The organism is Nostoc linckia z4 (assembly GCF_002608075.1).
GTDB classification, from domain to species: Bacteria; Cyanobacteriota; Cyanobacteriia; order Cyanobacteriales; family Nostocaceae; genus Nostoc; species Nostoc linckia.
This window is the reverse complement of the sequence record NZ_LAHA01000007.1, coordinates 138,687-154,230: the sequence shown is the minus strand read 5'-3', so window position 1 is coordinate 154,230 and position 15,544 is coordinate 138,687. Positions and strand designations below refer to the sequence as shown.

Annotated in this window: 9 protein-coding genes; 1 reads left to right on the top strand and 8 read right to left on the bottom strand. The window is 40.8% G+C overall.

Translation table 11 applies throughout. From position 1 onward, the window contains the following. Positions 1-44 precede the first annotated feature (44 nt). From VF06_RS08995 to VF06_RS08975, 5 genes are all read right to left on the bottom strand, one after another. The gene (locus VF06_RS08995; RefSeq protein WP_099070677.1) at positions 45-671 is read right to left on the bottom strand and encodes a precorrin-8X methylmutase; all 627 of its coding nucleotides are present in this window, start codon (positions 669-671) and stop codon (positions 45-47) included. 427 nt (positions 672-1,098) lie between these two features. Beyond that, positions 1,099-1,905, bottom strand: coding sequence for a TPM domain-containing protein (locus VF06_RS08990; RefSeq protein WP_099070678.1), 807 nt, complete (start codon positions 1,903-1,905; stop codon positions 1,099-1,101). A gap of 284 nt (positions 1,906-2,189) precedes the next feature. Next, positions 2,190-2,729 carry a hypothetical protein gene (locus VF06_RS08985; protein ID WP_099070679.1) on the bottom strand — a complete coding sequence of 180 codons (540 nt, stop codon included), beginning with the start codon at positions 2,727-2,729 and terminating at the stop codon, positions 2,190-2,192. Between the two features lie 11 nt (positions 2,730-2,740). After that, a complete protein-coding gene (locus VF06_RS08980) occupies positions 2,741-3,091 on the bottom strand; it encodes a YtxH domain-containing protein (protein ID WP_099070680.1) in 351 nt (116 codons plus the stop codon). Positions 3,092-3,434: 343 nt separating this feature from the next. Continuing rightward, a complete protein-coding gene (locus VF06_RS08975; protein WP_099070681.1) occupies positions 3,435-3,779 on the bottom strand; it encodes a hypothetical protein in 345 nt (114 codons plus the stop codon). Between the two features lie 668 nt (positions 3,780-4,447). On the opposite strand from VF06_RS08975, the gene VF06_RS08965 reads away from it, so the two are divergent. Next, the gene (locus VF06_RS08965; protein WP_099070683.1) at positions 4,448-5,431 is read left to right on the top strand and encodes a metal ABC transporter solute-binding protein, Zn/Mn family; all 984 of its coding nucleotides are present in this window, start codon (positions 4,448-4,450) and stop codon (positions 5,429-5,431) included. A 102-nt stretch (positions 5,432-5,533) separates the two neighbouring features. Here the strand turns inward: VF06_RS08965 and VF06_RS08960 are convergent, their stop codons facing one another. The 3 genes from VF06_RS08960 to VF06_RS08950 form a co-directional block, all read right to left on the bottom strand. Next, on the bottom strand, positions 5,534-7,102 hold the full coding sequence (locus VF06_RS08960; protein WP_099070684.1) for a beta-barrel domain-containing protein: 1,569 nt from the start codon (positions 7,100-7,102) through the stop codon (positions 5,534-5,536). A gap of 140 nt (positions 7,103-7,242) precedes the next feature. Further along, entirely contained in the window at positions 7,243-10,251 is a 3,009-nt protein-coding gene (locus tag VF06_RS08955; protein WP_099070685.1) for a peptidase domain-containing ABC transporter, read from the bottom strand. 1,844 nt (positions 10,252-12,095) lie between these two features. Next, entirely contained in the window at positions 12,096-15,542 is a 3,447-nt protein-coding gene (locus VF06_RS08950) for a DUF4347 domain-containing protein (RefSeq protein WP_099070686.1), read from the bottom strand. Positions 15,543-15,544: the final 2 nt, after the last annotated feature.

The following is a 15,544-nucleotide window of genomic DNA, read 5'->3' as shown; positions in this document are numbered from 1 at the left end:
TATGAATACTCTTTTGGATACAGAATAGCACAGAGCCGACTTCCTTAGCTGCCTCGATTCTTATCTTGCCCATAGGCTTGCCAAGCCAAATCTACTAATCCGTCAACGATGGCAGCAGCTATAACTGCATTACCTTTGCGATTTTCTATGGTGATGTGGGGAACCAGAGATTCTTGTAAACGCGCCTTGGCATCAACATTTACAAATCCCGCCGGAGTCGCGATTATTAAAGCCGGTCTAATTTCCTCAGCTTCGATTAAATCCACTAATGCTGTTAATGCGGTTTGGGCTTGACCTACCACAAAAATACCCTCTGGATAACGCTTGGCCAGAGTTTCTATTCCCCAAGCAGCCCGTGTTTTTTCTTTTTGGGGGCGTGTCAAAGCTTCCATACTGCAATACACTGGATTGGCAAAGGTATTTTGGATATCGTAAGCAATACCTACTTGTACCATTGGTACATCTACCACAATCGTGGTACGGGCAGCTAAGGCTGCCGCTCCAGCTTGCAAGGCACGCTCAGAAAAGCGAATCAAAGACTTATACTCAAAGTCAGCCGTGGCGTAGATTACCCGACGCACAATTTCATACTCTGCTGGTGAAAATACATGATCGCCAATTTCACTATCGATGATTGCTAAACTTTGAGCATCAGTTACGTGCCATTCCATTGTTGTTGAGCTTCTCAAATATTTAGCTTTCAGCTTATCAGTTTCAGAGAGTTAGGAGTTAAAAGTTAGAAGTTAGGAGTTGGGAGTTAGAAGTTAGGAGTTAGGAGTTAGGAGTTAGGAGTTAGGAGTTAGGAGTTAGGAGTTGGGAGTTAGGAGTTGGGAGTTAAAAGTTAGAAGTTTGGAGTTTGGAGTTTGGAGTTACCTTTAATGTGAATTAAGTCTTGAAACCCTTGTGATTTCATAAGTAATCCCAAAACAATGATTTTAGGTGAATCTAGAAACCCTTATGAAATAAGAGATGTTTCTAATTCATATTCAGATGTGATTTGTAATTGAGAATTTAGGAGTTAGCACTCATCACTCCTACCTCACCACTCCTAACTCCTAACTCCTACCTCCTCACTCCTACCTCCTCACTCCTACCTCCTCACTCATTGGTGGAAGAAGGCCGACTGAACACAGGAGATAGATAAGCAACTAAAGCGCCAATGAGAAACCCAGAAATATTACGAACTAGGGGTAACCAGTCGCTTGTACGTGTCACTACTGGGCCGATGCCAAAGGCAATAAACAAGATTCCCCATAAAGGAGAGAAAATTAAAGCCCATTGCCAAGCAAAAACTTGACCTTGTTCGCGGGGTTGAGCTGCAAACCCGCAGATTATCCCACCAATTACTGAAGTAATCAAGGTGAGAATCCACTGTTCTCGCGGCAGTCCGGGGACAACATTGCAACCACCTTTGAGTAAACAGCCTTTAACAGATTCTAAAGCTTGCAAAATGGCTTGGTCTTCGCCTTGTTCGCGTACAAAGTACAAATTGCCGAACCTGGTTTGCAGTTCTATCCAGAAAGTCCGGGGTAAAAGTTCATAAACAGCGTCACCGACACTAAAGCTGAGGATGTTGCCACCGCGAGAATCAGCAACTAGCAAAATACTTTTATCATCTAAGCCCCAATAATTAATCACTGCCCGACCAGGAGTGCGGTCATACTGAGTCAACACTCGTAATTTCCAGCCCGTATCAGCTTCAAACTGCTCTAAATCTTTGACAAGTTTTTCTTCTTGCAGTTCGGGAAGAGATTTAGCTAAGTCTACAACTGGGGTAAAGGTCTTTGGAAGCAAGTCAGGATTGTCATAAGCCATTGCTGGAGGAGAATGCATTACCCAAATTGACCCAGCCAGAAAAAACACTGCAATGGATACCAGGATTCGTCGCCAAAAACAAGACTGCATGAACGTTTTTATAGAAATATCAAAGGTAAAAGTGAACAAGTTGTTTTAAAAGAGTACTGAAAAATCATACTTCTTTACACTTGTTTACTTTACTCTAATCTTAGGGATCAAAGCAAAACGTTTTTGGGGGATTGGGTATGGGGCATGGGGCATGGGGCATCGGGCATGGGGCATGGGGATGAGGGAAAGACGAATAATAACTTCTCACTGAACACTCAACAGTCAACAGTCAACACCCCAATACCCAATCCCCAATGCCCTATACCCCATGCCCAATTTATAATTCACTCTTCATCATCAAAATCTGTTTCCCAGTTAGCAGTGTCGTTGTAGCTGTCATTGGCGCGGTAGACTTCTGGCTTGATGCGGTGATTTTCTTGTCTCAACAATTCTCGTTCTCGCAACGTGAGTGTTGGTTTTTCATTGCTGACGAGGCGATCGCTAATTCGTCTTGTTGGTTTTTGGCGCGTGAAGTTTCTCCAAGCGGCTTTGACGCCAACTAAGATGCTGCGTGTACCTACTTGCAGGTTTTGAGCTTGTTTTCTGGCAGTATCAAGGCTTTGGTCAACTTGTTTGACAACTTGACTGGCACTTTTTACGCCTTGACTGACATCATCAGTTAAGTCAGTAATTTCTAAACCTGTGACGCGGATAGCGTCTAGGGTAGGCGGTAATTCTCGCGAGAGTGTGTCAAATAACTTTTCTGCACTCCGGGCTGCGCGTGCTAACTCCTGCAAAGCCGGTATGGCCGCCACTAAAACGGCAGTTAAGCTTGTGGCGACTAAGAGTAAGGAAAATCCCAACCAAAACAGGGGGTCAATCACGGTTAGATCATTTATAAGCTTTCTAATTTCTGGGGAATTGAGTCTGAGTCTTCTGGTGATGTTTGTCGCTTTAAGACTTGGCTTTCTCGCTGACTTGCATCTACGCCTGCGGCGATCGCTTCTTTTAATCTATCTAAAGTTTCATCCCAGTTTCGCAATGCGCTGGCAGAAAGACGATCCGCCTGGATTTGCACGCTTGTGGATATGTCTTCTGCCAATTCTGGGATGGCATTGGCAGATTTTTGCAAAATTTTACGCGTTTCGCGCCCTGTGCGTGGAGCAACTAGTAAACCGGCTAAAGCACCGATGGTAGCCCCTAGCATCAAACCGCCAACAAATATTCCAGAACGATTATTAGACATTGTGTTGTTTCTCTCCTTAGACCCATTTTAGGTGGGTTTTCCTCCCTTGCAAGACTTAAACAATTTTATCTATATGTAACACTGTGTAGATGCAGCTACATCTTGATTTTGTGAGGGCTGGGGAAAGGGTAAGGGATTTCAAACCTTTCCCCTTTCCCCACACCCACTCCACGACACCCGATACCCGCCCCGTAGGACTTGGTTACAGTGTGTTAGTGACTATCCTGACAAAATATCAGCCACAAATGTTGCTTTTATTCTAATAATTCACAAGTCAGAATTTAAACTTCGTCCAAGTTGAGAAGTGGACTTTTTCTAAAGGAAACAGAAAACTCGTGATTGGTTATTTTTTTAATTGTAAGTTCCTTGTTTTTGTAGATATTAAGTGTGGTCTACGAAAATAACGCTGCCAGATTTGTCGCCCTAACACAATCAGACTGATAATTTGCTGTACTTGTAGAATTTGTATCTTTAGTATTTGGTTTCTCTGCCGTAAGTTATAAATATATTGCTGATTTAAATAAATATTTTCCGGTGCTTCATGCAGTGTTGTATGGGTACAAATTTCATAGGCAGTTAAGGTATCTGCTACAGATGCTAGTTGCTGCTTGAGTTGCCACACCTGCAAAGCAACATAGAGTAATATCAACGAAATGAAAGTGTTAATTGTGACAACTAAAATGACCATCGTTTATTTTGACTAGTGTCAGCTTTGAGGAGTTATTTTACAAGTAATGGGCTTTGATTTTTGAAGTTATATAGATATATGGTAAGCGGGGAGTGGAATATAGGAAATTCGGGGGTGTTTAACTGTTGAGGGTTCACAGTTAACAATCAACAATTAACAGTCAACAATCCACGACTTGAAGTGAAATAATTCATTTTTTGGAGTTTGCTGAGTTGGCGATCGCTAGCTTTTCCTAAATATAGCTTTTTTTCCGGAAGCAACAATAATTGATTAATGGTGAAAAATCCTCTATTTTGCAATTTTGTAACAAATACATATCCACTCCTCATCAAAGCACAGCTACAATTGCCTTAGATTCAGGAATTGCTTTGCTCCCTGCAACCCGTATAAGGGATACGCCACGCCATCACCATGTTCCTTTCCACAATCAATTTGCGATTTTGACGGCACATCAGCACAATGGTATAGTTGCTTGATGCAGATGGTTAAAGACTGCAATATATTTTCTACCAAAGAGACACCCCAGCATCGCCTCGTATCTTGGTGCTTTTACCGTTAGCAGTTTTACAGCCCGTCGCGTAAAGCTACATTTTGTTTGCAAAAACCTTGTTTGTTGAATTCTTCAATAATAATGATTATCTTTTTTATGCATCCAGTAGGAGATAAGGATGTCAAAAAAATCACCAAAAAATAATTTATTACGAGCTATTCTTGTTGTCTTGACAGTTGGATTTGTTGGGTGTGGGAATCAAGCTGTAAGAACTACATTTACTCAGACTAGTGTTGAGGTGAATGAAAATCTTCCGCGAGTGGTAGCAACCACAAGTTTACTTTGTGACTTAACTAGACAAGTTGCAGAAAATACAGTTAATCTGACTTGTTTAATTTCCCCTAACGCCAATGCCAAAATTTATAAACCGAAACCGGAAGATCGTAAAGCTATTGAGCAAGCTAATTTGATTCTTTATACTGGTTATAATTTTGAGCCAAATGTCATCAAATTAATTAAAAGCACTAAAAATTCTGCACCAAAAATAGCCGTTGCTCAAGCTGCTGTGTCTAACCCACAAAAATTTATCCAAGGTGGTAAAAGGGTGAACGATCCGCATATTTGGCATAATACTAAAAATGCGATCGCAATGGTGGAAGTCATCAATAGTAACTTGAAGAAACTAACATCTAGTGATGCCGAACTTTATACAAACAACACCCAAAAAATTACCAATGAACTCACTCAATTAGATCAGTGGATTGCATCAAGAATCGCTAGTATTCCCACCAAACAACGCAGGCTAGTTACCACCTCTGATGCATTTGGTTATTATGCCAAAGCATACGGTATTTCATTAGCAGGGGGAATGGAGGGTATTAGCAGTCAAGAAAAACTGACAACTCTACGAGTAAATAATTTGGCTAAAAATATTAAACAGGCTAAAGTACCAACTATTTTTCCTGAAGTAGCAATTAACCCTAATTTAATTCAATCTGTAGCCACAGAAGCTGACGTGAAAACTTCTAAAAGACAGCTATATTCTGAGGGACTCGGAGAACCTGGAGGCGAAGCAGATACTTATCAAAAAATGATGATTGCTAATACACGCACAATTGTCGAAGGTTTGGGAGGCACATATTTAATGTTTCAAGCAAAATAATTAGTAGGGGCGAACGGCTGTTCCCCCCAAATCATCAATTCAGCCGTTCCCCCCAAATCCTCAATGCAGCCGTTCGCCCCAAATCACCAATTTAGCTACAAATCAACGCACCTCTTTAAGAGTATCAACTTGCTTGGTGAATAACTCAGTGAACAGACTCAATACAGTTCGTTCTTCTCGGACTTTGATATTAGCACTGATAGACATCCCTGACTGTAAAGAAACGGTTTTACCTTTAATCACTAAAGATTGTCTATCCAGATGAATTTTTGCCGGGAATCGATAAAATTGATGCGTTTGATCTGGTGGTAAAGCATCCGAACCTATCCCGGCCACTTCACCTTTAATGTCACCAAATTCACTGTAAGGAAAAGAGTCAATCCTGACATCTACTTTCATATTTTTTCGCACAAAACCGATGTCTTTATTAGTAATGAAAACTTCACCTATATATTTTTCATTGGGTACAATTTGCATCAGTTTTGTAGTGGGATTGGCTACAAATCCTGGGTTTTTGGCTTGCAAATCAAAGACTGTTCCGGATACTGGTGCGCGGAGTTCTTGATATTTGACGTTTAACTCTGATTGGGAAATTTTACTATTTATATCTGCTAAACGTTGCTCGTTATCTAGCACAACTTTCATGAATTGGCTATCGATTTCCGCAATACGTTTTTTATTGTCAGCTATTTTATCCAAAACGTTTTTGTCAGTGATAGCTACTGTATTGCTTACCTCTTCCTGCCCTTTTTCAATGTCGAACTGGAGACGTTTGATTTCTTCGCCTAATTGTGCTACTTCAGCTGTGCGGTTTTGGACTTCTTGTTGTTGGTTGAGATACTGAAGCTGAGAAATTCCACCTTCTTCTGATAATATTTTTAGTTTATCTAAAATTCTTTGTTGAATAGCTAAACTTGATTTACTATCTTCTAATTTAACTTGAGTTTGAGTCAGTTGTTTTCTGATTTTTTCCACTTCTAACCGCGCCGCCCCCGAACGAGAATCTAATTCCTGTTTGGCAGCTTGTAGGCGTTGTTGTTCGTCAATTCCCAGTGCATAATTTTGACCGGAGTTTCTTAATTGAGTCCGCAATAAATCATTTTCTGCTACTAGGGCAGCCCGACTTTTTAATAAAAAAGTAGTTTCTGACGGCAAGTTACTACGCAAAAATAATAATTCTGATGTGGTGGCGGTACTTGCTCCCAATAATCGCCGGTAAATTTGATTTTCTTTAGTTAACGCTACACGAATTTTATTCAAAGAATTTAATTCCGCAACAGAGGCAATGGAATCAAAAGTTAATAACAAATCTCCTTCCTTAACTTCTTGTCCATCTTTGACATAAAGTGCTTTGACCACTCCACTCACAGGAGCCTGAACATCTTTGACTGTTCCTTCGGGTTTTAGTTGCCCTGTTGCTGGTACTACTTGCTCGATTTTGGCAAAATAAGCCCAAGCAATTCCAAAACAAGCTAAGGCCATTAAAGTGACCATAATTGTACGCGACCACAGTGGAGATTGGCGCAAAATAACGGACTGTTCAAACTCTTGGGGAGTTGACTTAATTAAGGATTCTGAAGCAACTTTCTGTTGTTTGGTGACAACAGGTGAATCTTGTTTTGCTCCGTTTTTATAATTACCGTTGGTGTGGTTGCCATTAAGTTGAGTCATAGTAATTTTGGATTTTGGATTTTGAATTTGGGATTGAAAAAAAATTTTGTAGAGTGGATACTAGCATCGATAAACAGTGTCCACCCTACAGTCGGTTATTGTTGACTACTGAATTCTGACTCCTGAATTCTCCCTCATACTCATAAGTTGACTTCTTGTTGATGATACAGGTAGTAATAATGACCTTTAGCAGCCATTAATTCTTGATGACTACCTTTTTCTATAACCCTGCTGTTATCCATAACAACGATAGTGTCTGCATTACTAACGGTGTTCAGGCGGTGGGTAATAAAAAATACGGTATTACCTTTGAATGCTCTAGCTAAGTTGAGACAGATTTGCCGTTCTGTGGGATAGTCTAAGGCGCTAGTTGCTTCGTCTAAAACTAGTAATTTTGGTCGTTGTAAAACAGAACGAGCGATGGCAATTCTTTGTCGTTGTCCCCCTGAAAGTGCAGAACCTCGTTCTCCCACCCGTGTGTTGTAACCGTTGGGCAAGTTCATGATAAATTCGTGGGCGCAAGCTACCTGAGCCGCTTGAATAATTTCTTCGGTTGTGGCGTCGAGATTTGTCAGGGCAATATTTTCTTGAACAGTGCCATCAAATAACAATGTTTCTTGGGGAACTACACCAATTTGTCGCCGCAGTGAATAAAGTTCTACTTTGGCAATATCGTAACCATCAATCAAAATTCTGCCGGACTCGGTTTCATAAAGTCTCAGCAATAATTTCATCATGGTACTTTTACCAGAACCACTTTGTCCGACAATTCCAACAAATTTTCCGGGTTCAAATTCGACATTGACGTTAGAAAGTTGTAGAGGGCCGCTGGTTGCAAATCGGAAAGAAACATTCTCGTATTTGACTGCTCCAGCGATCGCTGGTAAGGGTATATTGTAACGGTCTGTTTCTGCTTCTTCTGGTGTATCAACAATATCGCTTAAACGTTCTATGGATAAGGCAGTTTCTTGGAAGCTTTGCCAAAGTTGAGCTAGGCGCAATATTGGGCTAGTAACGTAACCAGATATAATTCTGAAGGCGATTAATTCACCTAAAGTTAATTGTTGTTGCAGTACTAAATAAGCTCCTACCCATAAAACTAGTAAGCTGCTGAGTTTGTTGAGAAAGTTACTTGTAGAATTAGCCAGAGTAGAAGTAACTACTGTTTTAAAACCAGCGGCGACATAACGAGCATAACGTTCTTGCCAGGAAAAGCGCGATCGCAATTCAATATTCTGCGCTTTTACTGTTTGAATTCCTGACATCACCTCCACTAAATAAGATTGAGTTTCGGAGTTGCGCTCGGCTTTAGAACGTAGTTGTCTGCTAATAGTTGGAGATGCGATTAAGGTAATAATCACAAATACAGGAATTGTGCTTAAACCTACCAAGGTGAGTTGCCAACTATAAATCAGCATCACACCAATATAAACCAGGGAAAATAAAGCATCTAAGCCGACTGTTAAAGCAGTACCGGTAAGAAATTGGCGGATATTTTCTAGTTCGTTAATCCGAGTGGAAAGTTCGCCCACCGGTCGCTTTTCAAAATAGCGCAGTGGTAAACGTAATAAGTGGTCGATAATTTGCGACCCTAAACCCATATCGATGCGATTTGTCGTATCGACAAATAAGTAGGTTCGCAATGTAGTTAATACGGCTTCAAATAACCCGACTACTAATAGTAAAATCCCCAAAATATGTAGAGTACCAATACTATTTTGAGTGATTACTTTGTCGATAATTAACTGCACCACCAAGGGATTCGCCAATGCTGCCAACTGCACGAAAAAGGAAGCAATAAATACTTCTATTAGTACTCGGCGATAGCGTGATAAATAAGGGATAAACCACCGCAAACCAAAACGTTCTTGTGGTGTTTCTTTGGTAGCGGACAGCAGTAATACCCTAACTTGTGGCGGGAAGTTATTGGGATCGGTATCTAATTGTTCAACGAATTGAGCCGGTTTGCAGCGGACAATTCCTTCGGATGGAACACCCACAACCATTGTGTTGGCGTCGGCTTCATATAAAACCGCAAAATTATCAGCGTACCGAATTAATGCAGGCGTGGGAATTCTGGTGACTGAGGCCACCGGCAAATCTACAAGTTGCGCCTTGAGTCCAATTAACTCTGCTAGGTAAGCAAGAGCTGGAAAGGAAATATTTCCCTGGCGTTTGATTTGATCGTTTAAAATGCGGCGAATTACTTCACGACGAAACGGCATTTCTAAGTGTTTCGCCAGCATTTGGAAGCAGGCAAAGGTTGTGTTTAATTCTCCTTTACCGCCAAAAAATGGATATTTTATGCCTTTTCCTGCATTTTTTGAGGTCTGATTGATGGTTTGTGATACAACTATTTCATCTGATGCGTAGGGAATATCTAGTTCTTCTTGGCTGGATGGTTGGGTGTCACTAACTGCAAGTTCTAGCTGACGAGTATCTTGCAATATCAAAGTTGAGGGATTGAGACCAAGTAACCGTGCGGGAGTTTGACCGATAACGTGTATTTTGTGTCGATCGTCCTCTGGTTCTAGCCGATCGCCAGCTGCAAAATTGGTGATGCTACCACCACCACTGACAAACCAAACGCGATCGCTATTTAGTTGGCTGAATGGAGTTTTCCCTGGATCTACGTACTGAATTACCGCATCTAGTAAAGCTGTTTGTGTGAGTTCTTTAAGGTTTAATGTGGCGATCGCTTGCTTTTGCCAGTAAGCACCGAGAATATCGAATACTTCTACTAAGTTACTGCGGTTTTTACGAGCCTCGGCAAACGCTGAGTATGACTCTAAAAGCTGAATATATGTTGCTGCATTCAAGGATAAACATACTACCTCGGTGGAGGCAATGGCTGTTTCACAAGGAATCTCGCGCAATAAACCAATTTCGCCGATGATTTCCCCCGGTTGCAACAATTTCAAGGTGGTTGGAATTTGCGTCTGGGGTTCGTATCCCAACAGCCGCACCTGTCCTTCATAAATGATTGTGATTTGTTGCGGGAGGCTTTCTTTACCGATGATTTTTTGACCCAACCGATAACGCCAAGCTTGCAGCTGTTGGGATATGTTGGCGATCGCTTCATTTGGCAGGCGATCGAACCCCTCTATGGTTGTGAGAAATTCCGGAAAAGTGTTCTTAATATAAGTCATGTCAAATAAGTCAAAAGGTAAAAATGAGTCATCAAGTTATGAGCTAGGGATGAAGAGTTAACATAATTCTTCACTCCACCAGGTTCGCCATTTACAGCTTTGAGAAACATTTAAGACTGCGCTGCCTCACTTCTAACTTGACAATGTGGTATTCAAATTCCACTGGTAACAAAATTTGCTAATTACAAACCTACATTTATATCCACGGTTATTACTGTTAGATTATTCAAAATCAGCACAGTTTGTAATAATTCTTCAAACTACACCGATGGTAGTAAAAACCCATAAGCAAGGATCGAAAAGCTTTCCTTGCCTGCTACGTTACAGAAGCAATTAATCACATCTGTACCCACCTTCCACTCCTGATTTCCAAGACAGTCAATCGCTGAAAAATCCCACAACCAAAGATAAAAAAGAATATACCCTACTTCCTACTCCCTGGTTTTAATAATAAATTGAGAAAAGATTATTGCTTGGTTAATGCTACATAATTTATACAAGCTGAAATTCAGAGTTTATTATTGCAACTATAGAGAATGAAGATTCACAACAAAATTAATACATCCAAGCATTTTTACTAAATTTGGCTTGGTGCATTTTTAGTTATGATAATCAACACGAAAATATCACAAATAGTTTTCTAAGTAAATACCCTAATTAAAAATTAGTAATAAAAAAAACCTTAAATTTTTGAATGATTTTTTACAATTTCTTTGATACACAGAACAACAGTATTACTGTTAAAGAAGAATACAAAATTCAGAATTCACAATTCAGAATCAAGACGCTCGCGGACTCGCTAACGCTGCGCTATCAATGGGGAATTCTGACATAACACCTAGAAGCACCACTAAATTGAAAATTTGGTGGGGTCTTAAACACAGTTATTCAGACGCGACGCTTGAGGACTCGCTCTAAGGGAAGCCATACCGCAAGCTTTACGCTCCGCTATCCGCCAGTCAAACTCCAATATCCAACTGAATTCTGACGACTAACGCCAATATTGCTATTTTGATAAAGAAAAGCAGCAAGCTTTCCTCATCCAACAGCACCCAATACCGATCGCTTTGTGCATTTTCAACTCGGAATTTGGTTTTGGGAAAAGGTGAGCCAGCGCGGTCTTGGGGGTTTCCCCCATGAGCGACTGGCGTTAGCGTCAGCGTTAGCGACGAAGGAGCGTCACCCCGAAGGGGTTAAAGGGTAAAGGGTAAAGGTTTTTCTTTCCCCTTTCCCCTGCCCCTTATCCCCTTCAGGGGCCCCCCCTTCCCCTTTTCCCCTTAACCGACAAGTATTGCAACAGCACCCATACCTGATTGTTAAAGAATTCCGCATCATTTTTTGCCAGTTAAATTCAATATGAATCAACTTGAAAAATACCGTAGAGGAATCAACTATTAAATTTATGAAGAAAGATAATGACTGACTTCAGTAAATTTACTAGATTAATATATAGGAATCCGATTTGATTAATGAACATATTTGTGTAGAGAGGGAACTCTTAACAGGAAAAAAGGAATTTAGCGGTGTACTCAGTTTTTTCACCAAATCAAATATGAGTCCTATATATCCAAATTTTTTTAATTGCTATACATCAAATAACCTTATCTTCCCGATCGAATCAAACTCCGTGTTTTTTTCATTTAGTATAATTTAAAACCTCTCTCCTGAAAGGAAAGAGGTTTTGATGTCAAAGTATGACAACAGATTTTTTAGGTCGTTGACTGTTGACTGTTGACTGCTGACTGTCAACAGTCAACAGTCTTCTGTGGAATACTTTTTTACTTGGAACTCCCTTAAATCATCAAAGTCTAGCTACATCCCAAATATCAAATCCAAAATTGATATTACACAGCATTAGCAGTCAATTTGACTTGCACAATCACATCGTTGTAATCTCTATCGCCACCATTTGGTAAATCTTCAAAACCAAAGGTGTTATTTCCCAATAATCGAATGTGATCTTTCTTGTCAGCGTTAGCGCCTAAGAATGCAAAATAAACCTTGGGATTATTATTGCGAATATCACCAAGAAATGCATCGGGTTTCCCATTGACAATAATAAACGGTGCAAACAGGGAACCAGCCGCAAAAGTGCCACTATGAGAAGCTGTACCTTGGTTAGTTACTGTCAAATCAATGCCTGTAACACGCTGACGTACAGCAGCTTCAGCGTAACCAGCTTGTCCCACAAGAATATCTGCTACGCCATCATTATTAGTGTCAATACCACCACTTTCATCAGCAATTTGATAAAATCCAACACAATTGTTAAATGCAGCCTCTCGATGAACCTTAAATTCAGCTTTTACTGATTTGGTCACACTTCGTAAATCAATCAGTTCGCCTTCTTTTTTACCTTGCAACTTTGTACCTAAAGTTACCTCTTGATTTGTTGCTTGAACTGTCAAAACTAAATTTTGGAAATTTAGAGAAAATCCTTCCTGTTCTGTGCTGTTGTTGGTAGACGAAGAAAAAACAACATTTGAGAAAGAAGCTTTTCCAGACAGTATAGTTTGAGTAGTAGTCTGAGATACCATATAAAATCGAAGTCTGGTATTAGACTCAAATTCTAAGATACTTGTCAGGTCATCGCTATTAAAACCATTAGGCAGATTGCCAAGGGAACAGAAAATCACTTTAGAACGTAAAAGAGCGGCTTTTGTATAACCTTCTGCACCAGGGGCTATACCATCTATCTTACCTTCATCGTCATCAACATTAAATACACACAGTTCATTTACTTCTTTGGATTTGTTGGCTTTAATTTTAATGGAAAGTTTTCCTTTGCCGCCCTTATCTTTACTTTTCACAGTAAAGATATTCTGAGTAATATTAACCAATTGGAAAATAGTTGTTATCTCGATATTTGTAGAGCCAAAACTGCTAGCATTAACATCCAATTCCTTATCAAAATAAAGCCCGCCAACGTCAGTAGTGCGGACGCGGATTTTATAACTAGATTTGGTGATATCAGATTTAATTTTGAGGCTATTACCCTCAATGATAAATGCTTCATTATCGCTATCACCATTACCAGTCACTAAGCTATAGGTGTGTTTATCATTTTGATTTGAATCAATAGTAGTGAAAAAACCGATAATTTTCTGTTCGTCATCGTCATCATCATTATCGTCGCTGACAATGCTAAATATTAAATTTGTCGGCGCAGAATTCTTCTCGGCAACTGCAAGTGTAAACACATCACTGACTTCATCTCCAGCAATATCTTTAGCAGTAACTTTGATGTTAAGACTACCAATATCCTGACTTGTGGGAGTGCCGCTGAAGGTGAGAGTACCAGGGTTAAAGTTCAACCAAGTGGGCAGTAGTTGATCGTTTTCCAGAGTTGCAGTGTAAGTCAGGATATCTCCGGCATCTGCATCGCTGAAGGTGTCATTTGGGATAATGAAGTTAAAAACACTATCTTCGGTGGCTTCTCGATCCTGAATTTCATTCGCTAACTCTGGAGATTGATTCACCGAATAACGGGCAATCGCAAAGTCATAATCAGTATCGTTATTGGTAACTCCCGCCACCAGAATTTTGCCATCATCTTGGATAGTAATGCTATTACCACCTTCATCATTGCCGTTAAAGTCAGTAGTAACTTTACCAGTAGTATTGAAGGTGGTGTCGAGAGTGCCATCGCTGTTATAACGGGCGAAAGCAAAGTCATCATTACTGCCGTTATTGCTATATCCAGCCACCAGAATCTTGCCGTTATCTTGGACGGTGATGCTGTTGGCAGTCTCATTGCTGGCGTTAAAATCGGTAGTAACTTTACCAGTACTGTTGAAGGTGGTGTCGAGACTACCATCGCTGTTATAACGGGCAATGGCAAAGTCATCATCAGTGCCGTTATTACTAACTCCCACCACCAGAATCTTGCCGTCATCTTGGATGGTGATGCTGTAGCCACCTTCATCTTTACCGTTAAAGTCGGTAGTCACTTTACCAGTAGTGTTGAAGGTGGTGTCGAGAGTGCCATCGCTGTTATAACGAACAATGGCAAAGTCATTATTAGTGCCGTTATTGCTATATCCGGCCACTAAAATCTTGCCGTCAGATTGAATAGCAACGCTATTGCCAGCCTCATTAGTGCCGTTAAAGTCGGTGGTAACTATACCAGTGGTGTTAAAGGTGGTGTCGAGAGTGCCATCGCTGTTGTAACGGACGATGGCAAAGTCATCATCACTGCCGTTATTGCTATATCCGGCCACCAGAATCTTGCCGTCAGATTGAATAGCAATGCTGTTACCGCCCTCATTGTTGCCGTTAAAGTCAGTGGTAACTATACCAGTGGTGTTGAAGGTGGTGTCGAGAGTGCCATCGCTGTTGTAACGGACGATGGCAAAGTCATCATCAGTGCCGTTATTGCTATATCCGGCCACCAGAATTTTGCCGTCATCTTGAACGGTGATGCTATAGCTACCATCATCATTGCCGTTCAAGTCAGTAATAACTTTACCAGTAGTGTTGAAGGTGGTGTCGAGAGTACCATTGCTGTTATAACGGACGATGGCAAAGTCCTTATCAGTACCGTTATTGCTATATCCGGCCACCAGAATTTTGCCGTCATCTTGGACAGCGATGCTGTAACTAGCTTCATCATTGCCGTTAAAATCGGTAGTAACTTTACCAGTGGTGTTGAAACTGGTGTCAAGAATTACTTTTCCTAGTACTGAGGAGTAGGCTGTCATTACTTGTTCTTGGAACGCCAAACCAGAAGTAATTGCCCCGGTACAAATATTCAGTTTCCAGTTTCCGCCTAATGTGTGACTTCCTATTAAGTGATTTGAGGCTGCTACCGCTGCACCGGTCAATTCGCTCAATCGCTGTACAAATGCCATGCCTTGCTGTGTTTGAGCAACTTCACAACCATACACAAGCAGTTGTGCGTCAGCAGTCAAAGCATTAGCCCAACCCATGAGTTGCCAACTATAGCGATGAAGCGTTTCATAACTCAGTTGACTGTTTCCCAAATAAAGCCGCCCTGGTGCGCCGTGGGAAACAATGTGCAGGCTGCTAACTTGTTGATGCAATGCCAATACTTGGCTAATTTGCTCAATACCATCCTGGTTGGCATCTAGGACAACAACAGTCAGATTAGGCAAAACACCTAATACCAGATTTTGGTAGTTTTCTAGCTGTGAATCAATAAAAACCAGTTGATTAGCAGGCTGTATATAATTACCTGCCACCAAGTCAACTGCGCGATCGCCTTCCATGTCTGCTGAAGTAGCAGTTATCCCAGCTAAAAAGTTAGTGGCATTTGTAAATGATGCAGTCATAA